The 22,740-nt window shown below is 65.1% G+C and carries 24 protein-coding genes and 1 pseudogene; 7 read left to right on the top strand and 18 right to left on the bottom strand.

The features are described 5' to 3' along the window. Window positions 1–4: 4 nt before the first annotated feature. Genes VH88_RS09925 through VH88_RS09910 form a run of 4 tightly spaced genes read right to left on the bottom strand, consistent with a single transcriptional unit; the run spans window position 5 to window position 4,221 of the window. Window positions 5–316: a hypothetical protein gene (locus VH88_RS09925; RefSeq protein ID WP_045811118.1), complete on the bottom strand. Its 312-nt coding sequence runs from the start codon at window positions 314–316 to the stop codon at window positions 5–7. Beyond that, window positions 313–2,859 (bottom strand): cbb3-type cytochrome c oxidase subunit I, encoded by a 2,547-nt coding sequence (locus tag VH88_RS09920; RefSeq protein WP_045811117.1) that lies wholly within the window; start codon window positions 2,857–2,859, stop codon window positions 313–315. Before VH88_RS09920 ends, VH88_RS09925 begins: the two co-directional genes overlap by 4 nt. Further along, window positions 2,856–3,833 (bottom strand): cytochrome c oxidase subunit II, encoded by a 978-nt coding sequence (coxB, locus tag VH88_RS09915; RefSeq protein ID WP_045811116.1) that lies wholly within the window; start codon window positions 3,831–3,833, stop codon window positions 2,856–2,858. The genes VH88_RS09920 and coxB overlap by 4 nt, the downstream gene beginning before the upstream one ends. Next, window positions 3,823–4,221 (bottom strand): cytochrome c family protein, encoded by a 399-nt coding sequence (locus VH88_RS09910; protein WP_045811115.1) that lies wholly within the window; start codon window positions 4,219–4,221, stop codon window positions 3,823–3,825. The genes coxB and VH88_RS09910 overlap by 11 nt, the downstream gene beginning before the upstream one ends. A 226-nt stretch (window positions 4,222–4,447) precedes the next feature. On the opposite strand from VH88_RS09910, the pseudogene VH88_RS16500 reads away from it, so the two are divergent. Beyond that, window positions 4,448–4,942 (top strand): annotated as a pseudogene (locus tag VH88_RS16500) (cytochrome c); the annotation flags it as partial. On the opposite strand, the gene VH88_RS16495 reads toward VH88_RS16500, so the two are convergent. The 3 genes from VH88_RS16495 to VH88_RS09895 all read right to left on the bottom strand — a co-directional run bounded on the left by VH88_RS16495 (window position 4,920) and on the right by VH88_RS09895 (window position 7,371). Then, window positions 4,920–5,639, bottom strand: coding sequence for a cytochrome b (locus VH88_RS16495; protein WP_045811114.1), 720 nt, complete (start codon window positions 5,637–5,639; stop codon window positions 4,920–4,922). The pseudogene VH88_RS16500 and the gene VH88_RS16495 sit on opposite strands and share 23 nt — an antisense overlap. Beyond that, entirely contained in the window at window positions 5,636–6,277 is a 642-nt protein-coding gene (locus tag VH88_RS09900; protein ID WP_231576642.1) for a cytochrome c oxidase assembly protein, read from the bottom strand. Before VH88_RS09900 ends, VH88_RS16495 begins: the two co-directional genes overlap by 4 nt. 176 nt (window positions 6,278–6,453) lie before the next feature. After that, window positions 6,454–7,371: a LysR family transcriptional regulator gene (locus VH88_RS09895; RefSeq protein WP_231576644.1), complete on the bottom strand. Its 918-nt coding sequence runs from the start codon at window positions 7,369–7,371 to the stop codon at window positions 6,454–6,456. A gap of 137 nt (window positions 7,372–7,508) precedes the next feature. Here VH88_RS09895 and VH88_RS09890 point away from each other — a divergent pair, with 137 nt between their 5' ends. Beyond that, entirely contained in the window at window positions 7,509–8,672 is a 1,164-nt protein-coding gene (locus tag VH88_RS09890) for an MFS transporter (RefSeq protein ID WP_045811111.1), read from the top strand. A gap of 13 nt (window positions 8,673–8,685) precedes the next feature. Here the strand turns inward: VH88_RS09890 and VH88_RS09885 are convergent, their stop codons facing one another. Together VH88_RS09885 and VH88_RS09880 are read right to left on the bottom strand one after the other, a co-directional pair. Next, window positions 8,686–8,946 (bottom strand): hypothetical protein, encoded by a 261-nt coding sequence (locus tag VH88_RS09885; protein WP_156146798.1) that lies wholly within the window; start codon window positions 8,944–8,946, stop codon window positions 8,686–8,688. 2 nt (window positions 8,947–8,948) lie between these two features. After that, window positions 8,949–10,328: a globin-coupled sensor protein gene (locus VH88_RS09880; protein ID WP_369796284.1), complete on the bottom strand. Its 1,380-nt coding sequence runs from the start codon at window positions 10,326–10,328 to the stop codon at window positions 8,949–8,951. A gap of 22 nt (window positions 10,329–10,350) precedes the next feature. Between VH88_RS09880 and VH88_RS09875 the strand changes: the two genes are divergently transcribed. The 3 genes from VH88_RS09875 (at window position 10,351) to VH88_RS09865 (ending at window position 12,886) form a co-directional block, all read left to right on the top strand. After that, window positions 10,351–11,034, top strand: a complete 684-nt coding sequence (locus VH88_RS09875; RefSeq protein ID WP_231576641.1) for a TonB-dependent receptor — start codon at window positions 10,351–10,353, stop codon at window positions 11,032–11,034. 99 nt (window positions 11,035–11,133) lie between these two features. Then, a complete protein-coding gene (gene pelA / locus VH88_RS09870; RefSeq protein ID WP_045811108.1) occupies window positions 11,134–12,210 on the top strand; it encodes a pectate lyase in 1,077 nt (358 codons plus the stop codon). A 319-nt stretch (window positions 12,211–12,529) separates the two neighbouring features. Beyond that, on the top strand, window positions 12,530–12,886 hold the full coding sequence (locus VH88_RS09865) for an IPTL-CTERM sorting domain-containing protein (protein ID WP_156146796.1): 357 nt from the start codon (window positions 12,530–12,532) through the stop codon (window positions 12,884–12,886). Between the two features lie 160 nt (window positions 12,887–13,046). Here VH88_RS09865 and VH88_RS09860 read toward each other — a convergent pair whose 3' ends face one another. The 4 genes from VH88_RS09860 to VH88_RS09845 all read right to left on the bottom strand — a co-directional run bounded on the left by VH88_RS09860 (window position 13,047) and on the right by VH88_RS09845 (window position 15,807). Then, complete coding sequence (locus tag VH88_RS09860) at window positions 13,047–13,679, bottom strand: exosortase H-associated membrane protein (protein WP_156146795.1); 633 nt, start codon at window positions 13,677–13,679, stop codon at window positions 13,047–13,049. A 5-nt stretch (window positions 13,680–13,684) separates the two neighbouring features. Continuing rightward, the gene (xrtH, locus tag VH88_RS09855) at window positions 13,685–14,236 is read right to left on the bottom strand and encodes an exosortase H (protein WP_197071053.1); all 552 of its coding nucleotides are present in this window, start codon (window positions 14,234–14,236) and stop codon (window positions 13,685–13,687) included. 44 nt (window positions 14,237–14,280) lie between these two features. Further along, the gene (locus VH88_RS09850; protein ID WP_045811105.1) at window positions 14,281–15,252 is read right to left on the bottom strand and encodes a hypothetical protein; all 972 of its coding nucleotides are present in this window, start codon (window positions 15,250–15,252) and stop codon (window positions 14,281–14,283) included. Between the two features lie 72 nt (window positions 15,253–15,324). Then, the gene (locus VH88_RS09845; protein ID WP_045811104.1) at window positions 15,325–15,807 is read right to left on the bottom strand and encodes an IPTL-CTERM sorting domain-containing protein; all 483 of its coding nucleotides are present in this window, start codon (window positions 15,805–15,807) and stop codon (window positions 15,325–15,327) included. A 105-nt stretch (window positions 15,808–15,912) separates the two neighbouring features. On the opposite strand from VH88_RS09845, the gene VH88_RS09840 reads away from it, so the two are divergent. Next, window positions 15,913–16,605, top strand: coding sequence for an IS6 family transposase (locus VH88_RS09840; protein ID WP_045811103.1), 693 nt, complete (start codon window positions 15,913–15,915; stop codon window positions 16,603–16,605). A 36-nt stretch (window positions 16,606–16,641) separates the two neighbouring features. Here the strand turns inward: VH88_RS09840 and VH88_RS09835 are convergent, their stop codons facing one another. Genes VH88_RS09835 through poxB form a run of 5 tightly spaced genes read right to left on the bottom strand, consistent with a single transcriptional unit; the run spans window position 16,642 to window position 21,872 of the window. Next, the gene (locus tag VH88_RS09835; RefSeq protein WP_045811102.1) at window positions 16,642–17,175 is read right to left on the bottom strand and encodes an aromatic acid exporter family protein; all 534 of its coding nucleotides are present in this window, start codon (window positions 17,173–17,175) and stop codon (window positions 16,642–16,644) included. Window positions 17,176–17,228: 53 nt separating this feature from the next. Next, window positions 17,229–17,816 (bottom strand): LUD domain-containing protein, encoded by a 588-nt coding sequence (locus VH88_RS09830; protein ID WP_039248839.1) that lies wholly within the window; start codon window positions 17,814–17,816, stop codon window positions 17,229–17,231. Beyond that, complete coding sequence (locus VH88_RS09825; protein ID WP_039248842.1) at window positions 17,813–19,396, bottom strand: lactate utilization protein B; 1,584 nt, start codon at window positions 19,394–19,396, stop codon at window positions 17,813–17,815. Before VH88_RS09825 ends, VH88_RS09830 begins: the two co-directional genes overlap by 4 nt. Further along, window positions 19,393–20,136, bottom strand: a complete 744-nt coding sequence (locus tag VH88_RS09820; protein WP_039248845.1) for a (Fe-S)-binding protein — start codon at window positions 20,134–20,136, stop codon at window positions 19,393–19,395. Before VH88_RS09820 ends, VH88_RS09825 begins: the two co-directional genes overlap by 4 nt. Before the next feature lie 11 nt (window positions 20,137–20,147). Then, on the bottom strand, window positions 20,148–21,872 hold the full coding sequence (gene poxB / locus VH88_RS09815; protein WP_045811101.1) for a ubiquinone-dependent pyruvate dehydrogenase: 1,725 nt from the start codon (window positions 21,870–21,872) through the stop codon (window positions 20,148–20,150). 95 nt (window positions 21,873–21,967) lie between these two features. Between poxB and VH88_RS09810 the strand changes: the two genes are divergently transcribed. Next, window positions 21,968–22,660, top strand: coding sequence for an IS6 family transposase (locus VH88_RS09810; RefSeq protein WP_039248773.1), 693 nt, complete (start codon window positions 21,968–21,970; stop codon window positions 22,658–22,660). Window positions 22,661–22,740: the final 80 nt, after the last annotated feature.

Here is a 22,740-nt window from a genome sequence, read left to right as displayed (position 1 = left end):
AGCTTCACATTCTGCCACCGACGACGAGCACCAGAGTTTGAAACACAACGCCGATCGCGCCAAGCAAGCTGCCGGCGATCGCCAGGCGCAAGCCGAAGGACCGTGTCGCTCCCGGCTTTGCACGCAGGGCAACCAGGCATTTCCAACATAAGGCGCCAATGCTTGCCAGGCAGAAGGCGCTGAAAGTCAGTCCGAAAGCATTCCACGCGCCGGCATCCCCGCGCGCCACGTCGGCGGCGCTGGACAGCAGATACAGGCCCAGGAAATGGGCGGCCCAGATCAGGAGCCCGCCCAGCATCAGCAGCCAGAACCTCATGCGCCGACGCCCGGGAACAGGCGGATCAGAAGGGTCGTCGCTGCGCCCTGAACCGCCGTGAAGACCACGAACAGGGCGACCACCTCGATCGTCGCCGGATAGTGCGGCGAGACCAGGCCGCAAAGCCAGCGCAGCAGGACGAACGGTCCCATCAACAACGAGATGCCGACGAATGTCCCCTGCCAGGCCAACAGCGCATAGACGGTCGCGCCCTGGCTGGAGGCGTCGGGACGCAGGCCCGAATTCCACCAGGCCGAGGCCTCGGCCGCAAAGGCGCCGCCCGCCGCCAGGGTGGCGACCAGCATCAGGACAGAGGCGATGCCGGCGCTGCGCGGCCGGTCCAGCTTCAACGCGCCTTGCGAGGCCCAGGCGCCGAGTCCGGCGGCCGCCAGCAGACCCAGAGTCAAAGGCAGGGAGCCGATCTCGGGCGGCGCCTGCCACAGGTCCGGCCGCCGGCTCCACAGGAAGACGTAGGAGAAGCAGGCCATGATCGCGACCATGCCCGACACGATCAGGGTGATGACCATCGCCCACCAGCCGTGGCTGCTGGGGCCGGACACATAGGTCGGCAGTCGCACGCCGCCGCCGACATCCACCGTCGCTGGACCGCTGGGGCGATCTAATCCCCAGCACCATTTGACGATGCAGTAGACGGCCAGCACGCCGCTGACCAAGGAAGCGACATAGGCCTGGATCGTCAGGATCAGGAAGAAGCCGGCGGTGAAGATCGCCCCCCAGACGTACCAGCTGGACGGCCGTGGCATCCGCTGGAGATATTGAGGCTCGGCGTTGATCGGACTTGTGATCATGGTCTCGCGCTCGCCGCGCGGGGCGCCGGGCAAGAAGTAGCGGCCAGCCTCGACGTCGCGCGCCAGGTTCGGTTGGTCCCACACCGGATACAGGCTCTTGATCACCGGGACGGAGCGCAGCGAGTATCGACCTGCGGGCAGCCACTCCAGCCCCGGCCCGCCAAAGACATTGCCCGCGTCCTTGTCGCCGAAGGGCCGGAAGTTGCGGATCATGTCGATCATCCACAACACCACCGCCAGGCCGAACATGAAGGAGCCGACGGTCGAGATCATATTGGGGAGATCCCAGCCCCGATCCGGCAGATAGGTATAGACCCGCCGCGGCATGCCCATCAGCCCGGTCAAATGCATGGGCATGAAGGTCACGTTGTGACCGACGAACATCAGCCAGAAGATCCACTTGCCCCACCGCTCGCTCAGCGGCCGGCTGCTGGACATCGGCGTCCAGTAGTAGATGGCGGCGAAGAGCGGGAAGACCATCCCGCCGATCAGGACGTAATGCAGGTGGGCGACGATGAAATAGCTGTCGTGGGCCTGCCAGTCGAACGGCACCATGGCGACCATGACCCCGGTCAGTCCGCCCATGACGAAGATCACCAGCCCCCCGACCGCGAACAGGCCAGGCGTGTTGAACCGCATCTTGCCCGCCGCCAGGGTGGCGATCCAGGCGAAGACCTGCACGCCCGCCGGCACGCTGACGGCCATGGAGGCGGCGCTGAAATAGTTGATCGAGATCTGCGGCATGCCCGTGGTGAACATGTGGTGCGCCCAGACGCCGAAGCTGATGAAGCCGGTCGCCAGCATGGCCAGGACCACCAGCCGATAACCGACCAGCTTGGTCTGGGCGACAGCCGGGATCAGGGTCGACATCGCACCCGCCGCCGGCAGGAAGATGATGTAGACCTCGGGATGGCCGAAGAACCAGAATAGATGCTGCCACAGCATGGGATCGCCGCCCTTGGCCGCATCGAAGAAGGGCCAGCCCAGCGCGCGTTCCAGCTCCAGCAGCAGGGTCGACAGAATGATCGACGGGAAGGCGATGATGATCATGCAGGCGAAGATCAGCATGGCCCAGGCGAAGATCGGCAACTTGTCCAACGTCATGCCCGGCGCGCGCGTCTTCAGCACCCCGACGATGATCTCGATGGCGCCGGCGATGGCCGAAATCTCGATGAAGCCGATGCCCAGGAGCCAGAAGTCGGCGTTGATGCCCGGCGAGTAAGTCATCGACGTCAGCGGCGGATACATGAACCAGCCGCCATTCGGCGCCAGGCCGAAGAACAACGAGGCGAAGAAGCACAGCCCGCCGACCAGATAGGCCCAGAAGGCGTAGGCACTCAGCCTCGGGAACGGCAAGTCGCGCGCCCCCAGCATCTGCGGCAGCAACAGCACGCCCAGCGCCTCGACCGCAGGCACCGCGAACAGGAACATCATCACCGTGCCGTGCATGGTGAAGATCTGGTTGTAGGTTTCCTGCGCCAGGAAGCCCGTCATCGGCAGGGCCAGCTGGGTCCGCATCAACAGCGCCAGTACGCCCGCCAGCACGAAGAACAGCATGGCCGCGCCGACGTAATAGACGCCGATGTAGTTATTGTTGATCGCCGTGATCCACTCCCACGGCCGCCGCGGGCCGCACCAGACCTCGTCGAGCTGCTCCAGCTCGCCCTTGGGCCGGGCTTCGGTGGTGGGGAAGCGTTTGTAGAGTTCGGGATCGAACCCGGTTTCCGAACTCATTTCAGGCTTTCCAGATAGGCGGCAACGGCGCGCACGTCCTGGCCCGACAGGACCGCATAGGACGGCATCCGATTGCCGGGCTTCAGGCTCTGGCTGTCCAAAATCCAGCCGGCCATCGTCCCCTGATTGTTCGGCAGGATGCCGGCGCCCAGCGTCTGGCGCGAGCCGACGTGGGTCAGGTCCGGTCCCGCCAGACCGTTCGCCTCGGTTCCGCGAATGGTGTGACAGGCGGCGCAGCCCGAGGCGGCGAAGACGTTGCGCCCCTGGTCGATCAAGGCGAGCGGCCCCTGGGCCGAGGGCACGACGGCGGCCGGCCGCGACTGACGCGCCAACCAGGCGGCATAGTCGTCCGGCGCATGGGCGACGACCACCAGCCCCATCAGAGCGTGAGGACCGCCGCAATATTCGGCGCACTGGCCGCCATAGGTACCAGGCGCATCGGCTTGCAGGCGCATGAAGTTGCGGCGGCCGGGGATCATGTCGGTCTTTCCGCCCAGGCGCGGCACCCAGAAGCTGTGAATCACGTCCGCGCTTTCCAGCTCGAACACGACAGGCTGGCCGGCCGGGATATGGACCTCGTTGGCGTCCTGCACGATCTCGCGCCCCTGACCATCGATATAGGCGACGCGCCACCACCACATTTCGCCGGTGACGCGCACCCGCATTTCGCCGGGCTTGGGCGCATCCGCCACCCGCGCGGTCGTGGTCAGCCCATAGACCAGCAGTCCGGTCAGAACGACCACCGGGAAAACCAGTCCCGCAATCCAGATCAGGCGCTCGCCGCCGACCCGCCGCTTCCACTTGCGCGGCCCGAACAGGGCGATGCCGAGCGCCACGGCCATCACGACCATGACCACTGCCGCCATGATGAAGAGAACCCAGGCCACGGTCTGGATCGGTCCGGCGAATGGCCCGGCCGGATCCAGCACGGGCGGCGGCCAGCCGGCGATTCCGGGAGGGACGTCAGTCTTCATCGAGCGTATACAGATAGGCCGCAACGTCGCGGGCTTGGTCTTGCGTCAGGGGCATGGGCGGCATGGCCGTTCCGGGGTCCATCGACGGCGCGTCGATCAGCCAGCGGATCAGAGTATCGGGCTGGTTCGGCAGACGTCCGGCGATCAGGGGACGCGCGCCGAACCCCGCAAGGTTCGAACCGGACCGGCCCTCGGGCCAGGCGACGCCGGGGATCCGGTGACAGGCGGCGCAACCGACCTCCTTGATCACGGCCAGTCCGGCGGCCGGATCGGCCTGAACCACCGGCCGGGGCAGGTCGGACTTGTCCACGCAGGCGCACAGGGCGAGCGCCAGCGCACAGGCCGCCGCCCGTCGTCCCATCACCTCGCCCGTTGTCCGAAAACCCATCCGCCCCCCAAAGCTTCGCCAGAGCAATCCCCTTGTCGGACGGAGGTTCCCGACTGCGACATGGAGCCTCGGCGCATCGCCACAAGGAACCTTCGCCATAAGCAGGTGTTGCACCGCCGTGCGCGCCTCCCTTTCCGTCCTTGTGCTGCTGACCGGCCTGGCCGCCTGCGACTCCACGCCGGGCCAGACGGATCGCACGTTCACGGCGAATGGTCAGGTCATCGCCATGAGCGGCGGCGCCGGCGGGGCGGCCAACGCCTGCTTTACCTGTCACGGCCTGGACGGCGGCGGGGACGGGGTCGCCGCCCCGCGGCTTGCGGGCCTGGACCCCGGCTATCTGCAAAAGCAGTTGGAAGATTATGCATCGGGCCTGCGTCCCGACGACGCCATGACGCGCATCACCAAGGCCTTGGACCAGCAGGGCCGACGCGAGGTGGTCGCCTACTACGCCGCCCTGCCCGCGCCGCCGACGCAAACACCCGTGTCGATGGCGCCCGCGCCCGCCATTTATCTGCACGGCGACCCTTCGCGCGGCATCGTCGCCTGCGCCTCATGTCACGGCGATCGGGGTCAAGGCTCGGGCCAAGGCGGCAATCCGCAGATCGCCGGTCAGCCCGCCGCCTATACGTTGGAACAGATCGACCGCTGGAAAGCGGGCAAACGTCGCAACGACCCACGCGGCGTCATGGCGGCCGCCGTCAAATCGCTTTCGGACCCAGAAGCCCGCGCCATAGCGTCCTGGCTGTCGACGCAACCCGCTTCTCCAGCGCGCGCCAGCGCCGCTGCCACCGGGTCCGCTTCGGTCGAAGCAGCGGCACGACCGGCAGCATCGCGTGAAACACGTCGTCCCTATCGATCAGATGGTGCTTGAGCGCCGCGCCGGCGTGGATCGGAATCATCAGCAGCAGGGTGATGACCAGTCCCCAGTGCATCCATTCCGCCGCCGCCTCGATCGCCCATAGCTGGGTGTTGGACAGATCCTGCAGCGGCAGCAGCGGCCACTTGATGAACCCCAACGTCTCCAGCTGGCGCGTCCGATCCGTCGCCGAAATCATGGCCCAGCCCGACAGCGGCAGGCCGAACAGGCAGATGTAGAACACGTAGTGGGTCACATGGGCGGCCATGCTCTCCCAACCCGGCTTGTCCGCATCGTTGATCAGGTCGGGCGCCAGCAAACGCCACGACAGCCGGCCGATCACCAGGATCAGCATCAGCACGCCGATCGCGAAATGCAGGTCGTAGGCGGCCATCATGGCGCCGCCCACCGGCTGGCGCCCCATCCACCAACCCCAACCGAGCTGGAAGATCACCAGCCCCGCCATCACCCAGTGAAAGCCGATGCCGACGGGCGAATAGCGACCCTCGTCATGGTGACCCGCCGCCCATTCCAGCAGCTGCCTGAACAGTCTTTCGATCATGCGGGATGCGCCTTGGCGTCGGGGCCGATCATCCGACCCAGCCGCCACAGAGCGGCGAATAGATACAGCGCCGCCGCCGGCGCCCACATGATCAGCCCGGCCGCCTGCTGATCCTCGAGCGGCGTCATGCCCCAGGCCAGGGTCGAATAGGCATGGGGCGCATAGACCGCCTGCCCCGCAAAGGTCAGCACCGCCCCGAGCAGCCCCATCGCCAGCATGGCCGCCAACAGGGCGATGACGGCCGCCGGCGCAGACGCCGACCGCGCCGCGCACCAGAACCAGCCGGCGCTCGCCAGCAGACTGATCTGCATCACCCAATAGACCGCATCTTTCGACAGGGCGGCGCCATAGGCGTCAGGCGCGTGCCAGGCCCAGAACACCACCGCCTGCACCGCCGTCGCCAGGATCAGCGATCCATATCGTCTTATCGGCAGGGCGGCCGCCAGCAAGGGCGCGGCGAGGCCGACCAACAGCACATGATGCACCGTCCGCGCCGAGAACAGCGCCGAACTGAGGGCGCACAGGGGGGACACAAATCCAACGGCCAATACCGCTACGGCCGCCAGGCCATAACCGCGCCGCCGCCCTTCCAGCCGCCAGAGGACCAGGCCCGCGGCTGCAACGAGGATGGCCAGCAAGATCGGATCAAGATTCCAGCGCCACTCGCCAAGGGCTGGCGCAGGACCGCAATACGGCATCCAACTCAAAGCTGTACCCCCAACCGCTTGCCGGATCTCCTGATCCCCGTGAAAGGAAAAAGCCATGCCAGCTGCGACGGTTCCGCACGGATCATTTCCACGACGATTTGCCGCGATCACCCCGTGTCAGCACCAGGGGCGACTTCGGTCGCATCTCTTGCAACCGACCGTGGCCGCAGTTGATCGACCAAGAAATCGACGAACACCCGGATGCGAGCGGGAACGCTGGCGCCGCCGACAAAAACGGCATGGATGGGCTCACGATCGCCAGGATTGAAATCCTCAAGCAGCGGCACAAGCTCACCCTTCGCAATGGCCTCGGCGACGCTGAAGTTGCCCACGCGCGTTACGCCGACGCCGGCCAGCGCAAGTTGCGTCAGGCTCTCGCCATTGTTCGCTTCCACGGGGCCGCGAACCGTCAGCGCATAGTCACGACCGTCCCGTCGAAAAGGCCACACGGGCTCCAGTCTTCGGAAGTTGAAATTCAGGCAGTCATGTTGGTGCAGGTCCTCTGGCACGTACGGCACGCCGCGACGCGCGAGATAGGTCGGCGACGCCACGATCGTTCGCCCTGTCTCACCCAGCCGTCGCGCCGTCAGCGGACTGTCCAGCAGCGGTCCGAAGCGAATGGCGACATCGGCCTGTCCGGCCGCGACATCCACGACCGTATCCGTCAGATTGATATCGACGAGGATTTGCGGGTAGCGCGCCACGAACGCGCCGATCAGCGGCACGACCACCTGCCGACCGTGCGCCAGGGATGCGCTAACCCTTAGGCGTCCCTGCGGCGCGCCCTGGTCCGAGATGGACTGCTCGGCCTCATCCAGGTCGGCGACAATTCTCCTTGCGGCGCTCAGATAGGCCTGGCCCTCGACCGTCAACGTCAAGGCGCGGGTTGTCCTCAGAACGAGCCGCACGCCCAGTCGCGCCTCGATCCGATCGATCGTTCGGCTTACGGCCGATGGCGTCAGCCCAAGAACCCGACCAGCCGCTGAAAAGCTGCCGCCCGCAGCCACAGCCGCGAACACCTCCATGTCGCGGGCGCGATCCGCGCCCGCTGACGGCGCCTTTGCGTGCATTTCAAAAATCCTTCGCTTCCAAAAGGCCTAACCGCTGGGCACGACCGCGTCCATCTGTGCGCAAGTCTTATTGGTCTGCGGATTTCCATCCTATGAAACTCAACCCTCCCCTGCTGGCGCTCGCCGCCGGCGCGTTCGGCATCGGCGTGACCGAGTTCGCCCCGATGGGGCTGTTGCCCGTCATCGCGACCGATCTGGGCGTCTCTATTCCATCGGCCGGTCTGCTGATCAGCGCCTACGCTCTGGGCGTCGTCCTGGGCGCGCCCTTGATGACCCTGGCCACGGGCCGCGTTCCGCGCCGCACCCTGCTCATAGGTCTCGCCGGCATCTTCACGATTGGCAATGCGCTGTCTGCGCTGGCTGACAACTACGCCCTGCTGATGATCGCGCGGATCATCACGTCGCTGAACCATGGCGCCTTCTTTGGCGTCGGCGCCATTGTCGCCGCCGGTTTGGTGCCGCCGGACCGCAAGGCCGGGGCGGTGGCTGCCATGTTCATGGGCTTGACCATCGCCAATGTCGTGGGCGTGCCTCTGGCCACCTGGGCTGGGGAAACCTTGGGATGGCGGGCCAGCTTCTGCGGCATTGCGATGATCGGCGTCATGGTGATGGCGGCCCTCGCCCTGACCCTGCCGAAAGCCGCCGCACCTTCCGCCGGCGACATGTTGGCTGAACTGCGCGTGCTTGGCCGCAGACGCGTCCTGTCGGCCTTGGCCCTGACAGTTATCGGCTCCAGCGCCATGTTCACCGTCTTCACCTACATCACGCCGATCCTGCGCGAACAGACCGGCGCGTCGCTGGGTTTCATCACCGCGATGCTCGTCCTCTATGGGCTTGGCCTGACCGTCGGCAACTGGATCGGCGGCAAGTTTGCTGACCGTTCCGTCGATCGCACGCTGATCGTCACCCTCGCCGGCCTGTCGATGGTCCTGCTGACCTTCGCCGTGGCCATGCCTTTCGCCAACGTAAGCGCCGTTCTCATCTTCCTGTGGGGCATCGCCAGCTTCGCGCTCGTGCCGCCGCTTCAGGTTCGCGTGATGGATGCAGCGCGTGACGCCCCGAACCTGGCTTCGGCTGTCAACATCGGCGCCTTCAATCTCGGCAACGCCATCGGGGCCGCTCTGGGCGGCGCCGTCATCGCCGGCGGCCTCGGCTACCCAGCCGTTGCTCTGGCCGGCGCCGGCGCGTCCGCCCTCGGTCTGCTGATGATCATGCTGATGTCACGCCGACCAGTTGTTTTGGTCGCAGCTGATTAGGAAGCTCCGTCAGTCAGCCGTTGTCGTTTCCAGCGCTTTGGCAACGGTGTTCCAGCGATAGTCGGCGAACGTCGGCGGCGTTTTGAAAGACGGCGCGGCTGATAAAGGCGCCCATTTCGCGCCAGGCGATCGATATGGTCTGGAAGGTCTGTTCGTCGGTCTGGCTGGCGGCCAGGGCTTCGTTCCAGCGCGACGTCACCGCATTGATCTCGTCGAGCATCAAAAGCCGCCCGCAGGCCAGGGTCATCCGGTAGCTCGCGCTTCCTTCGCTCATTTTCAGAACTCCTCCCAGCCGGCCGTGTCCGCCTCCTCCACGACGGCCAAGGCGGCCGAGCCGGAGGATCGCAGGGCGGCCGGGCGCGTAGGCCGGGCCGCGCTCGGCTTGCGCGGCGCCGGCGCGGCGAGGGCTCGGCTGCTCAGCGCGGTTTCGCGCGTCAGGCTGAAGCGCTGGACCAGATCCGACAGCTGACGGCTCTCAGAGGTCAGGCTATGGCTGGCCGCCGTCGACTGTTCGACCATGGCGGCGTTCTGCTGGGTCACCTGGTCCATCTGGTTGACGGCGGTGTTGACCTCTTCCAGCGCCGTCGACTGCTCGCGCGTCGAGGCCGTAATCTCGTTCATCAGCTCGTCGATTTCGGCGACGCGCTTGACGATGGACGACAGGGCCTCGCCCGTTTCCGCGACCAAGGTCACGCCGGACTTCACCTGGACGGACGAGGTGGTGATCAGCGACTTGATCTCCTTGGCCGCCTCTGCGGAACGCTGCGCCAGGGCCCGAACCTCGGAGGCCACCACTGCGAATCCTCGGCCGGCGTCGCCTGCGCGCGCGGCCTCGACGCCCGCGTTCAAGGCCAGAAGGTTGGTCTGGAAGGCGATCTCGTCGATGACGCCGATGATCTGGTTGATCTGAGACGAAGACTGTTCGATCGCGGTCATGGCCTCGACAGCGCGGCTGACCACCTCGCGCGACTGCTCGGCGGATTGACGTGAGGTTTCCACGACCGCGGCGGCGCGACTGGCGCCTTCGGCCGCCCGCTTCACCGTGGCGGTGATCTCGTCCAACGCGGCCGCCGTTTCCTCCAGCGTCGCCGCCTGATGCTCGGTGCGCCGCGACAGGTCGTCGGCCGCTTCGCTGATTTCGGCGGCGCCCAATTGCATGGCGCCCGTATTGCCGGCGATCTCGGCCATGGCGTCGTCCAGACGTTGCATGGCGGTGTTGAAGTCGGTCTTGAGACGCGCGTAGCCGCCGGTGAAGTCCGACGCGATGCGGGTTCGAAGGTCGCCCTGCGCCAGAGCCGCCAGAGCCGCCGCGGTATCCTCCACCACCCGCGTCTGCTCGGCCTCGGCCTCTGCGCGCTTCTGGTCCGCCTCCAGGCGCTTGGTCTCGGAGGCTTCCAGATACAGCGAAATGACGAAATCCATGTCGAGCATGGCAGCCTTGACCACGCTGGCGAGCGTCGCCGCCAAGGCCTTGCCGTCGTCGCGCTTCGAAAACAGCGACCGTGTCTTGGCGTGGGACGTGACGATCGCCTCGATCAGCCCTTCCAGGACCAGGGCGTAGCCGCCGATATACCAGCGCGGCTCCAGGCCGATGCGGGCGTGGGTCTGGCCGATGCGGCGCACGCCCTCGACATAGGCCGGATCAAAGGCGCCCAAGGAGATCGAAAGCTTCCCGCAGGTGGTGCTGCGCGAAGGCAAGCTGAGCGAGATCTTCAACGCCGAACAGATCGCCAATCTGCGCGCCGCCTATGACGGCCTGACCGATGTCGCCTCCGATAGTCGCCGGGCCTATATCGACCAGGACCTGCCCTTCCAGGTGCGTCAGTACAACGACGCGCCGGGCGGCAAGCTGGACGGCTTCGAGATCGCCTATCAGCAGAACTTCACCTTCCTGCCCGCGCCGTTCGACGGCTTCGGCATCCAGGCCAACTACACCCAGATCGAATCCGAGCTGGAATACATCCTGGACCCGGCCCGCAACCTGACCGGCACGGCGCCCTTCCTAGGCGCCTCGCCCAAGTCGTTCAACGCCACGATCTTCTATGAGGTCGAGAAGTGGAGCGCGCGTGTCTCGTCGGCCTATCGCGCCGCCTATCAGACCACCTATCCGCTGGCGTCGGGCGGTTGCGATCCGGGCGTGTGCGACTCGCCGCTGATCAACGACTTCATCGGCTCGGAAGAGACGCTGAACGTGGATGCGGCCTTCACCTACAAGCTGACGGACAATGTCACCTTCACCGCCGAGGCGCTGAACCTGACCAATCAGACCGATACGCGCTGGGCCTATCAGGCCGATCCGGTGGTCAACAACTATGGCTCGACCGGGCGCCAGTACTTCGTCGGCGCGCGGTTCGTGTTCTGATGACGATCGACAGCTGACTTCTCCCGGGACGCTGTCCCTTCAGGGGACGCCGCGAAACATCGGCGTCCCCTTCTTCTTGCCGAACCCGAAAGGCTCTCGATGAAGCACACGGTCCTCATCCTCGGCGCCCTGGCGATCGCGGCCGGCGTCACGTCAGCGCCGGCGTCGGCGCAGGAAACCGTCGCCGCCTCGCCCGCCGCCGCTTGGAACAGCGCCGCCCTGCGCCGTCCGGCCGGCTGGTATGGATCGGCCGAGGCCCATCGTCTGGCCGCGATCGTCATTCAGCATCAATCGGCCGAAGGCGGTTGGCCCAAGAACACCGACCTGTTCGCCCCGCCCCGCCCCGATGCGGACCCCGCGTTGACCAACACGATCGACAATGGCGGCACGACCCAGCCGCTGGCCTTTCTGGCGCGAACGATCGCGGCCGGGGACGCCGAAAGCCGCGCCGCCTTCGACCGGGGTCTCGACTATCTGCTGGCGGCGCAACAGCCCAACGGCGGCTGGGCCCAGTTCTATCCGCTGCGCGGCGGCTATCACGACCAGATCACCTACAACGACGACGCCATGGTCCATGTGCTCGAGCTGTTGCGCGATGTGGGCGACGGCGCGGCGCCCCATGGCTTCGTCGACGAAGCGCGGCGCGAGCGGGCGCGTCAGGCCGTGGCGCGCGGGGTCGAGACCCTGCTGAAGACTCAGGTGCGGCGCGACGGCGTCCTGACCGGCTGGTGCGCCCAGCACGACGCCCGGACCCTGGCGCCCGCCTGGGCGCGTCGTTTCGAGCCCCCGTCCTTGTCGGGTCAGGAAAGCGTCGGCATCGTGCGCTTCCTGATGAGCCTGCCCGACCCCGGTCCCGACGTCGTCGCCGCCGTGGACGGCGCCGTCGCCTGGCTGGAGAGCGCCGCGCTCGCTGACACGACCGAGATCTTCGTCACCGACGCCCAAGGCCGCCGCGACCGCATCCTGGCTCCCAAGCCCGGCGCGCGCATCTGGGCCCGGTTCTACGATCTGGAAGACGGCCGCCCCATCTACATCGGGCGCGATTCCATCATCCGGCGCGACCTGATGCAGATCGACCACGAACGCCGTAACGGCTATCGCTACGTCGGCGAATGGCCCGAAACCCTGCTGACCCGCGACTATCCGGCGTGGAAACGGACGCTTGCAGAGAGCTGACCGGTCGGGGTTACGCCGCGGCGTCATGCATCGTGATCGAAAGGCACGGCGGCCGGCTGGCGCTCTCATCGTCTTGCCGGAGAACCTGCGGTGCGTTGTATTTGCAGGGCTGCGGCGTCGAGCGCCTTTAGTGGTGTGCGCACCTGGCGCGATCCAGCCTCGTCTTTTCAAACGGGTTAGCGACAGTGTCCGGCCGTCCCCCTTGCCTTTTGACGGCTTCCAACTCTAATCATCACGCAACCGCCGGCTTCATCGCCATGTTTTGTTTACGGAATACCGAATCTTGAAGTCGTTGAGAGTATTGTTGCTAAGCTTCTGCTTGGCCCTGGCCGCCGTTTCGCCAGCCGCCGCCATGCAAATTTTTGTCGCGACAGGTAGCAGCACGCTCACCCTTGATGTGGAACCGAGCGATTCCATCGAAAATGTGAAAATCCTGATCCAGGATCAAACCAGCATAGATCCGATGGACATGCGGCTCGTGTTCGCCGGGCGGGAACTGGATGACGGCCGTACGCTCGCCGATCACAATATTCAGAAGGAAAGTACGCTGCAGCTGTTGGTCGCAGCTCCGCCAGCCGCCATCCCGACTCTTTCCGAATGGGCGATGATCATCTTGGGCGCAGTTCTGGCGGGATCGGCGGCGCTTTATCTTCACCGCCGTCAGCATGCCGTCTGAGGCGACGGAGCCGAGAGCCGAGCTCGGACGAAACGGCGCCCTTCGGATCACCTGACGGGCGGCCTGTCCGGCTCGGCGAAGCTGACGGGCCGGACCGGCCGCCTCCGCCGAATCGTTCAGACGAAAACTTGCGCTGCCGGTCCACCCCCGGTTGATCGCGCTACGCCCCGATATCGGCGACCAGGGCCTTCAGCGCCCTGGGATTGAGCGTGGCCCACAAAATCAGGGCCGTCAGCAGGGGTGCGATCGAATAGGCCACATAGCGTCCGATGATCGCCACCTGCGCAAGCAAGCCGGGCAAGGGCGGTTGATCGGCGCGAACGCGGACGCCCAGCGATTCCGACGCCAAATCCGGGCTCAGCATCGGGGCCAGGTCGCCCCAGACGGCCAGAACCAGAAAGAAAATGAAGACGAGGCACAGGACCGGAACGGCGATCGCCGCCATTCGCCAGATCCGCTCCACACGCGGCGGGGCGATCATGAAGGCGGCCAGTAGCGGAAAACCCAGCATCATGCGGCGCAGCGCTTCCTGACTCAGCGGCAGGGTGATGGGACGGCCAGATTCGGTCAGATGCGTTCCAACCGCCCAGCCGCCGCCGGCCATCGGCTCAATCGCCCCGGTCAGGCCGAAGAGGCGGAAGACGACCCCCGCAACCGGCCGCAAGGCGGCGATGACCAGATCCGCACCCCAAATCCACCAGAGCGGCAGAAGAACGATCAGGGACAGGCCGGCCCACATCGCGAAACGGCGACGCGCGGCGTCTTCGGGCGTGCGGGCGGCTGGACGCGACATCCGGCTCATGCCGCGACCGACGTGGCGGCGGTCCGGTCGTCGGCCTCGCGCCGCGCCTGCCAACGTGTCCAGAAGAAGAAGATCAGCAACCCCTCCAGCCCGATCATGGCGTCCCAGACATAGTGGTGAAAGAATTCGAAAACCTCTTGCGACCCGCGCGAGAGGTATAGCAGGCTGATGATGCGCAACAGGTTGATGGTCTGAAGGGCGACGATGCCGGCGGCCGCGCCGATCAGGCCGTATCGCAGCTTGCCGGGAAAGGCGATGATCGCGGCCGTCAGCAGGGCGCAGACCTCCACGGCGTTGCAGCCCGCCAGCACCTGCACGGCGCCCTTGCCGTCATCGAAGCGCAGAATGGCGCCGTCTGCGATCACCCGATTGTCGACCAGATCGATCAGCATAGCGCAGGCGTGCACCAGGCTGCGGGTGAAGGGGGCGACGAACAGGCGCTCGGCCCAGGGCGTGGCCAGAACGCTGAACAGCGCCACGGTGATCAGCAGGAACAGACCCAGATACTGGACGGCCGGCGACTTCAGCATCGACGTGGCTCTCGGCATTGACGCGCTCCCTGCCCGTGACGGTGCGGGCGTTCTGGGCCAGCCTAGGCGAACTGACGCCGGCGCTGAAGATGGAGCACCGCCCCGCCCGCAAGCATCATGGCGAACAGGATCATCGCCCATTCGGTCATCGTGGGAACGGGCGCGGGCGTGGCAGGCGGCGCCACATTCGCAACACGCAACACCCTGGAGGTATTGTAATCTCCAGCGTACAAATCGGCGTTTCTGAACGCCAAGGAGTATATGCTCGCGCCTTGAATTCGGGTGACGAGTGCGGGGGCTCCACCATTTGGCGGAAAGCGATAGATTTCGCCCGCGTTCGGACCTGAAAACAACCCGGAATAGATATTGCCTGCTGCATCCTTTGTCAGGCTGTAACTCTCTCCGTCAGGCAAAACACCGAAGGTCGAGACCGTATTCCCCGAACACTGATAAATGCGGGCGTCTGACTGTGAGACCGCCAATGGATTGCCGGCGGCGCTGATGACGATGGTGAAACTGCCTGTCGGCAAGGTGCATACAGCGCTGGCCGCACCGCCTCCCTCAGGTGTGCGGAAAATGGTCTTGCTACCGAACGACGCGCCATACAGGCGGCCCGCATCATCGAAAGCCAAGGCGTAGAGTTCGGTCCCAAAACCTGTCGCATATGCCGAGGCGTCGGCAGTCGTGGCGCCCGGCGCGTATCGATAGACCTCGCCGTTATTGTTCGGGACATACAGAGCATCGTCAGGCCCGATTATGCCCCCCTGGCCAGAGCCCGGAGTGTTGATGACTAAAAGAGCGGCGCTCCCCCCACCCACTGGGACCCTCGATATTCTGTCGAATGCAGGTTCTGCGACATAGAGTTGGCCGCCCCGATCAAACGACAGACTGAACGGATTGTTTGCCCCGGTCGCATATGTCGTGACGGTCTGCGCCGAAGCGCTTGCCGGCACCAGAAGGACGACGCCGGCCAGAAACGCGGCCTTGATGTGATCGCGAAGCTTGAGAGCAAGCGGGCGGGTGGTGTTGGTCAACACGGTTTCCAGTCGAACAGTGTGGTCACAGACGCCCCGACAGGCCGGAGGCGGGGCTCGACGCTTAAATTTTCAGGCGAGCCGGCGTCGGTATTGGAGGTAGAGCGACGCGCCGCCGCCCAGCATGGCGGCGAACAGGATCATCGCCCATTCGGACAGGGTCGGAACCGGCGCCACGCCCGGCGTCGCGGTCAGGCTGACATTGTCGTAGTTGGCCTGGGCGCCCGAACTGTTCGCCAGTCGTACGCTGAGGCGCTGACCGATCAGCGGACCGGCAGCCGGCGCCGTCCACCGCACCGTGACGGGCGCGAACTGTCCCGAGCCGGGAGTGACGCTCTGCGTGCCGACACGCGTGCCGCCAACGACACCGCCCTCTGTAACCGTGCCGCCGACCCAGAGTTCGAGACTGGGCGTGACAGCGGGATTGTCCGTGCGCCGCCCGAACTCGGCGGTGAGTTCGTAGACCTCATTAGCCACCACGGCTTTGGTCGTCTGCTGGGCGATGGCGTTGGCGCCGTCGTTTGTATAGGCCCATTGATTGCCGTTCGGCGTCATCAACTGAGCGCGTTCGTAACCGATGCCGAAGGGGGGTGCTGTCAGTCTAACGCTAACTTGTCTCCACTGACGATGGCCGTAAAGGACTGACCGGGGACGATTTTCATGAAACCGCTATCGTTCAAGCGCCACCGCTTCCCGGCGGAGGTGATCCGCCATGCGGTCTGGCTGTATTTCCGCTTCAGCCTCAGCCTTCGAGACGTCGAGGAGTTGCTGGCCCGGCGCGGGATCGAGGTCAGCTACGAGACCATTCGCTGCTGGACAATCAAGTTCGGACCGCTGATCGCGCGGCGGCTGAAGAAGCGAAGGCCGGCGCCGTCGCCACGTTGGCATCTCGACGAAATGGTCTGCCGGATCGGCGGACGGCGGATGTATCTGTGGCGCGCTGTGGACGACGAAGGCGAGGTCCTCGACCTCGTCGTTCAGCGACGGCGGGACAATGAGGCGGCCCTGAAGCTGCTGGTACGCCTGTTACGAAACCAGCCCATCGAACCGGAGAGGATCACGACCGATGGTCTGGCTTCGTATGGATCAGCGCTTCGGGAGCTCGGCCTCACCAGCCTTCATCGACCAGGCCGGCTACGCGAAAACAACCGGGTCGAGAACTCCCACCTGCCGATCAGACGACGAGAACGCCAGCAGCAGCTCTTCAAATCCCAGGCCTCCGCCCAGCGATTCCTCTCCACCCACGCCGCGATCTACAACACCTTCAACACCCAGCGACATCTGATCAGCCGCCCCGCCCTTCGCCGCTTTCGCGCCGAGGCGGCTGCCGCCTGGGCGGCGGCGACCACTTAGATCGGCCGGGGTTGGGCGAACTTCATCCGAAGGCGGTTAAATTGACAGCACCGGTATTGCGCACAACATGCCAAGGGTGACCTCGGCGCCACGGAGCAGCGCGACGGTCCAGACCGGGCCATGCGCGGGCACGAGCAATACGATGGTGGTCGTAATACCGGCAAGCCGCGCGGCCGTACTGACTTTCAGGCACCAGCACACGACGATCACCACGGCCACCGACGCGAGATAGATCGCGATGTTTTCCGTGCCGAGCGTGGCAGCCGCGAAGCCACAGACAGCGCCGGCCAGCGCGCCGATAAACTGGTCGCGCGACTGGCTCAGCGTGTCCGCATAGTCGTGCTGGGTGACCGCGATGGCGGTGATGGCGGCCCAAAAGGCCTGTTCGGTGTGCAGGGCAACGCCGATGCTGTAAGCAAGTCCCGCGCCACAGACAGCGCGCAGAGCCATCAGCAAACCCTGCGCCACGCGGCTCTTGAGCGGCAGGCTCTTGAGGACGCTGAAGGCGGATTGCTGTAGCGACGTAAGATAAGCGAAATGGCTTTCCTGGGAATCCTTTCTTGATGGCATGCTTGACCCTGAACGACCGGGATTTCGTCGGAATGATCCCTGCCGGTGCTTTCTCACACTGCCGCGTCGAGCAGGAGCACGGTCAATGACCGCACCCCCTGTGCGCCGTGGATGAGCACGCCCTCGATGTCGGCCGTTGCGGAGGGGCCTGTATGAAAACTGGCATAGCGATGCTCGTGGAATTCCGGCCGCCGATAGGCCTCCTGAAGCGTGGGCACGATGGCAGCGGGGGCGAGTAATACGACGAGATGCTGCGCGAGATAAGCGGCAGCGTTTGTGACCAGTGCCGTGTCCGGCAGCAGCACGGAACCCGTCTCCGCCACACCGAAGCTGGCCCGCACAATCGTAATGTCCACATCGGCGAGATCACGCGGGGCTGCAACACCCATAAGATCGCGGTTGCCGCGATATTCGGGAACAGCAGAGGCGATCACCTTGGCCTGCGGGAACTGCTCCTGCAGGAAGGCATCGATGCTCTGCCCCTCGATACCGTGTCCACCCATCGCTTCGAGGTTACGGAGGAACGATGCAACCAGTCCCTCACCCGCCTCGAAAGGAAAAATCGGCAGCTCGGGCAATGGATGATCGCCCAGTGGCCGGTTCGCCCGCACCGCCGCCAGAATGTTCTCGCGCGCGCTCATGATTGGCCCTCCTTTCCGCCATTGGTTCGCTTATGCCATTGATGAAAGGTTTCCTTCGGGGCATCCGGCATGTCACGTCCGCGCGCGGTCCAGCTGTTGAGCGGATTGGCGAGCGCGAAGCTGGGCAGCACCTTGAGCGCACCGTCGGCCGCCGCGACGGCCGTGCGGTAGAGAGAGGGATGTGACAGGAGTGTGCCTGCCGCTTTCATCAGCGCCTGCTTGCCCAGGCCGATATCGTGCGTTTCCGCCAATGCCTTGCGCCACGCGAAGATCTGCTCGTGGATGTTGATTTTCACCGGACAGACATTGGTGCACGAGCCGTTGAGAGTGGAGGCAAAGGGAAGAGTCGAATAGCGCTTCCGGTTGAAGGTCGGATCGAGGATCAGGCCGATCGGCCCGGAATAGGTCGCGCCGTAGGAAAGCCCGCCCGAGCGGCGATAGACCGGACAAGTGTTCATACAGGCACCGCAACGGATGCATTTGAGGCTCTGCCAGAATTCCGGCTCGCCGAGCCGTGCGGAGCGGCCATTATCGACCAGCACGATATGCATCTCACCGCCGTTGCGGGGTCCTCGAAAATGCGAGGTATATTGGGTGATCGGCGAACCTAGCGCGGAGCGTGAAAGCAGGCGGATGAACACGCCCAGGTCGGCGATGCGCGGGATCAGCTTCTCGATCCCGATCGAGGCGATGTGGAGCGGCGGCACGTTGGCCGACAGGTCCGCATTGCCCTCGTTGGTGCAGACGACAAAGGTCCCCGTCTCGGACACCGCGAAGTTTGCGCCGGTCATGCCGGCATCCGCATCGAGAATCAGGGGGCGCGTCTTCTCGCGCTGCTGCTCGGCGAGATAGTGGACGTCGTCGTTGGCGGGATCGGTGCCGAGCTTGTCGGCGAACACTTGCGCCACATCGCTGCGCAGCTTGTGGACGGCCGGCACGACGATGTGGCTCGGCGCCTCGTCGTCGAGCTGCTGGATGCGCTCGCCGAGATCGGTCTCCACCACCTCGATGCCGACGCCGGCCATGTAATCACGCAGGCCGGTTTCCTCGGTCAGCATCGATTTGGACTTGATGAGATTCTTCGCCCCATGATCGGCAAGGATGCCATGGACGATGCGGTTGTGCTCGGCCCCATCCCGCGCCCAGTGGACGTGGATGCCGTTGGCCCGCGCCTGCGCCTCGAACTGCTCGAGATAGTCGCCAAGGTTCGAGAGCGTGTGTTGCTTGATGGCCGATGCCAGCCCGCGCAGCTCCTCCCATTCGACAAGGCCGTGCATTTGCCGGTCACGCTTCTGGCGCAGGTCCCAGAGGCGTTCGTCATGCATCTCCGCATGGCGCGGCGCATCGATGAAACGCATCGCCGCCTCGTTGTGATCGACGGGCTTGCGGTGGTAAAGCTTCGCTCCGCGTGGTTGGGGCTCGGCTGCGGGCGGGCTCAACGGCCGGGATGTTCCCTCACCGTGGCTCAGCCGCTCGCCACTGGCGCTGCGTGCCGCGCCGTCATCGGCCGTGTGCAATTCCTCATGGAGCAGGGCCGGCAGACCATCCTCTGCGCGGCGCGGTTCATCCGGTCCGGTCATGCGGCATCTCCGTTCAGTACCTGGGCGATATGGCGGAACTTGAGCGGAAGTCCGAGCCGATCTGCGCAACCCTTTTGATGCAGCATGCAGGAGCTGTCGGCCGAGACGACATAGTCAGCACCGGCTTTGGCATGGTCGTGGACCTTGTCCTGCCCCATCTTGACCGAGACGGCCGGCTCGAACACGCTGAACGTGCCGCCAAACCCGCAACACTCGTCGGGTCGGGCTTTTTCGACCAGCTCCAGCCCTTTTACCATGCGCAGCAGGTCAAGCGGCTTGGAGTGTGCCGGCTCGCGCCGTTCGGACATGCTGCCATGGAAGAGACCACGCAGTGCGTTGCAGTTGTTGTGGTAGCTCACCTTGTGCGGAAATTCGGCCCAGGGGAAGCCATCCACCTTTAGCACGTCGTGGAGGAACTCGACCAGCTCATAGGTTCGCTCGCGGACGTGGCGCACCTCCTCGGTCTGCTCGATGGCCGTCATGTTGCGCCGGACTTGATGCGCGCAGCTTCCCGAGGGCACGACGACATAATCGAAGCCTGAGAAGTTGCGGACGAACAGTTCCTCGGTCGCCTTCGCCTCGGTGTGGCAGCCCGAATTGACCATGGGTTGCCCACAACAGGTCTGGTCGAAGGGGTATTCGGGATCGACACCGAACCGGCGTAGCAGGTTCAGTGTCGCGATTCCGACCTCGGGTTCGAAGGCATCGACATAACAGGGTACAAACAACGCGACACGCATGGCGCCACCTTTCAATGGAAGAGGTTGGTGGTGGCGAGATCAGTGATCTCGTCGCCCCGCCCGGACATGATAGCGCGCAGCATGTAGAGGCTGAAGCCCTTTGCCTGCGCCGCTGCGATCGTCGGCGGCATCGAGATTTCGTGGCGTGCCGTCACGACATCCACCAGCGCCGGCCCATCATGCGCGAAGGCCGCGCGCAAGGCCGGCTCCAGAGCGGCTGAATCCTCCACGCGAACGCCGTACAGTCCGATCGTCCTTGCGACCTCGGCGAAGTTGGGATTCTCCAGTGAAACATTGGTGCCGGGATAGCCGCCCGCTTTCATCTCCATCTCCACGAAGCCCAGCGTCCCATTGTTGATGACGACGATCTTGATCGGCAGCTTGAGCTGCACGGCGGTCAGCAGTTCGCCCATCAGCATGGACAGCCCGCCGTCGCCGGAGAGCGAGACGACTTGCCGGCCGGGGAACGCCCCCTGCGCGCCCAGTGCCTGCGGCATGGCGTTCGCCATCGAGCCATGGTTGAGCGAACCGAGCAGGCGTCGCTTCCCGTTCATCGTGAGGTAGCGCGCCGCCCAGATCACCGGGGTGCCGACATCGGCGGTGAAGATCGCATCTTGCGCCGCCACCTTGTCGAGCGTGGCCGCGACATATTGGGGATGGAGCGGCTGCCCCGCTTTGCGGGGCTGGGCGAGATCGTCGAGGCTGGCCCGCGTCTTCGCATAATGCTGGCGCGCCTTGTCGAGAAAGGTGCGACTGCGGCCTTCCGCGATCTTCGGTGCAAGCGCCGCCGCAAACCGGCCAACATCGGCGACCACCGCCAGATCGAGCGGCACCCGCCGCCCGAGCGCGCCTGGGTCACGATCCACCTGGATCACCTTCGCCCCCGTCGGATAGAAATTTCGATAGGGAAAATCACTGCCCAGCATCAGCAGTGTGTCGCATTCCTTGAGCGCATGATAGCCCGACGAGAAGCCGATCAGTCCGGTCATGCCGACATCGCAGGGGTTGTCCCACTCGACATGCTCCTTGCCACGAAAGGCATGGACGATGGGGGCTGCGAGCCGATCGGCCAATGCCACCAGTTCGTCATGCGCTCCGGCGCAGCCCGATCCAGCAAGGATGGTGACGCGCTTGGCGCCGGACAAAATCTCCGCAGCCTGCGCGACATCCTCGGCCATGGGCTCGGGTGCCGTGACCGTGGGCAGGGCAAAGGCCGGCACGCTGTCCGTATCCACCTCGAGCAGCGATACATCCCCCGGCAGCACCAGTACCGCCACGCCGCGCCGCCCGATGGCGGTCCGCATGGCACGGTGGAGCAGTTCGGGCATCTGTTTCGGGTTGGTCACCATCTCGCAGAAATGGCTGCACTCGCGGAACAGCTCGGTCGGGTGGGTCTCTTGGAAATAACCGAGGCCGATCTCGCTCGATGGGATGTGGCTGGCGATGGCAAGCACCGGCACATGGTTGCGCTGGCAATCGAACAGACCATTGATGAGATGGAGATTGCCTGGCCCGCAACTTCCCGCGCAGACGGCGAGCTTGCCCGTCGCCGCCGCATCGGCGCCTGCCGCAAACGCGCCTGCCTCTTCGTGGCGAACATGCATGAAGATAATGCGGCCGTCCTTGCCGAGCTGCCAGTTGACCGCGTTGAGGCTGTCGCCGGTCACCCCCCATATCCGTTCGATGCCGGCATCCGCCAGCGTCCGTACCAGCATTTCAGCGATTGTGATTGCCATAGCTGTTTATCAGTCCTTAGCCGTGGTGCTGTCAGTCTAACGCTAACTTGTCTCCACTGAGGATGCCCGTAAAGGGCTGACTGGGGACGATTTTTATGAAACCGCTGTCGTTCAAGCGCCACCGCTTCCCGGCGGAGGTGATCCGTCATGCGGTCTGGCTTTATTTCCGCTTCAGCCTGAGCTTACGCGACGTCGAGGAACTGCTGGCCCAACGCGGCATCGACGTCACTTACGAAACCATCCGCTGTTGGACGAAGAAGTTTGGACCGCTGATCGCCAGGCGGCTGAAGAAGCGCCGACCGGCGCCATCGCCACGCTGGCATCTCGACGAGATGGTCTGCTGGATCGGCGGGCGGCGGATGTATCTGTGGCGCGCGGTCGATGACGAAGGCGAGGTCCTCGACCTTGTCGTCCAGCGTCGGCGGGATACGGAAGCGGCGTTGAAACTGCTGGGCCGTCTGCTGCGCAACCAGTCTGTGGAGCCGGAAAGGATCACGACCGATGGCTTGGCGTCATACGGCGCGGCGCTTCGAGCGCTCGGTCTAACCGAAATTCACCGACCGGGCCGACTGCGGGAGAACAACCGGGTCGAGAACTCCCACCTGCCGATCCGACGACGAGAGCGACAACAACAGGGCTTCAAATCCCAGGCCTCCGCCCAGCGTTTCCTCACCACTCACGCCGCGATCTACAACACCTTCAACATCCAGCGACACCTGATCAGCCGTCCTACCCTCCGACGCTCCCGCGCCGAGGCGCAGGCCGCTTGGGCGGCAGCGGTCGCCTAAAATCGGACGGGGTTGGGCGAACTTCATCCGCAGGCGGTTAAGCTGACAGCACCTCACCTTTGCGGTTCCCTATGTGACCC

Source organism: Brevundimonas sp. KM4, assembly GCF_000964075.1.
In the GTDB taxonomy this organism is placed as follows: Bacteria; Pseudomonadota; Alphaproteobacteria; order Caulobacterales; family Caulobacteraceae; genus Brevundimonas; species Brevundimonas huaxiensis.
This window is presented reverse-complemented; position numbering and strand designations above follow the sequence as displayed.

Coding starts and splice junctions, on each gene's coding strand:
- VH88_RS09925 (WP_045811118.1), bottom strand. CDS start 316: ATGAGGTTCTGGCTGCTGATGCTGGGCGGGCTCCTGATCTGGGCCGCC.
- VH88_RS09920 (WP_045811117.1), bottom strand. CDS start 2,859: ATGAGTTCGGAAACCGGGTTCGATCCCGAACTCTACAAACGCTTCCCC.
- coxB (WP_045811116.1), bottom strand. CDS start 3,833: ATGAAGACTGACGTCCCTCCCGGAATCGCCGGCTGGCCGCCGCCCGTG.
- VH88_RS09910 (WP_045811115.1), bottom strand. CDS start 4,221: ATGGGTTTTCGGACAACGGGCGAGGTGATGGGACGACGGGCGGCGGCC.
- VH88_RS16495 (WP_045811114.1), bottom strand. CDS start 5,639: ATGATCGAAAGACTGTTCAGGCAGCTGCTGGAATGGGCGGCGGGTCAC.
- VH88_RS09895 (WP_231576644.1), bottom strand. CDS start 7,371: ATGGAGGTGTTCGCGGCTGTGGCTGCGGGCGGCAGCTTTTCAGCGGCT.
- VH88_RS09890 (WP_045811111.1), top strand. CDS start 7,509: ATGAAACTCAACCCTCCCCTGCTGGCGCTCGCCGCCGGCGCGTTCGGC.
- VH88_RS09885 (WP_156146798.1), bottom strand. CDS start 8,946: ATGAGCGAAGGAAGCGCGAGCTACCGGATGACCCTGGCCTGCGGGCGG.
- pelA (WP_045811108.1), top strand. CDS start 11,134: ATGAAGCACACGGTCCTCATCCTCGGCGCCCTGGCGATCGCGGCCGGC.
- VH88_RS09860 (WP_156146795.1), bottom strand. CDS start 13,679: ATGTCGCGTCCAGCCGCCCGCACGCCCGAAGACGCCGCGCGTCGCCGT.
- xrtH (WP_197071053.1), bottom strand. CDS start 14,236: ATGCCGAGAGCCACGTCGATGCTGAAGTCGCCGGCCGTCCAGTATCTG.
- VH88_RS09845 (WP_045811104.1), bottom strand. CDS start 15,807: ATGACGCCGAACGGCAATCAATGGGCCTATACAAACGACGGCGCCAAC.
- VH88_RS09840 (WP_045811103.1), top strand. CDS start 15,913: ATGAAACCGCTATCGTTCAAGCGCCACCGCTTCCCGGCGGAGGTGATC.
- VH88_RS09835 (WP_045811102.1), bottom strand. CDS start 17,175: ATGCCATCAAGAAAGGATTCCCAGGAAAGCCATTTCGCTTATCTTACG.
- VH88_RS09830 (WP_039248839.1), bottom strand. CDS start 17,816: ATGAGCGCGCGCGAGAACATTCTGGCGGCGGTGCGGGCGAACCGGCCA.
- VH88_RS09825 (WP_039248842.1), bottom strand. CDS start 19,396: ATGACCGGACCGGATGAACCGCGCCGCGCAGAGGATGGTCTGCCGGCC.
- VH88_RS09820 (WP_039248845.1), bottom strand. CDS start 20,136: ATGCGTGTCGCGTTGTTTGTACCCTGTTATGTCGATGCCTTCGAACCC.
- poxB (WP_045811101.1), bottom strand. CDS start 21,872: ATGGCAATCACAATCGCTGAAATGCTGGTACGGACGCTGGCGGATGCC.
- VH88_RS09810 (WP_039248773.1), top strand. CDS start 21,968: ATGAAACCGCTGTCGTTCAAGCGCCACCGCTTCCCGGCGGAGGTGATC.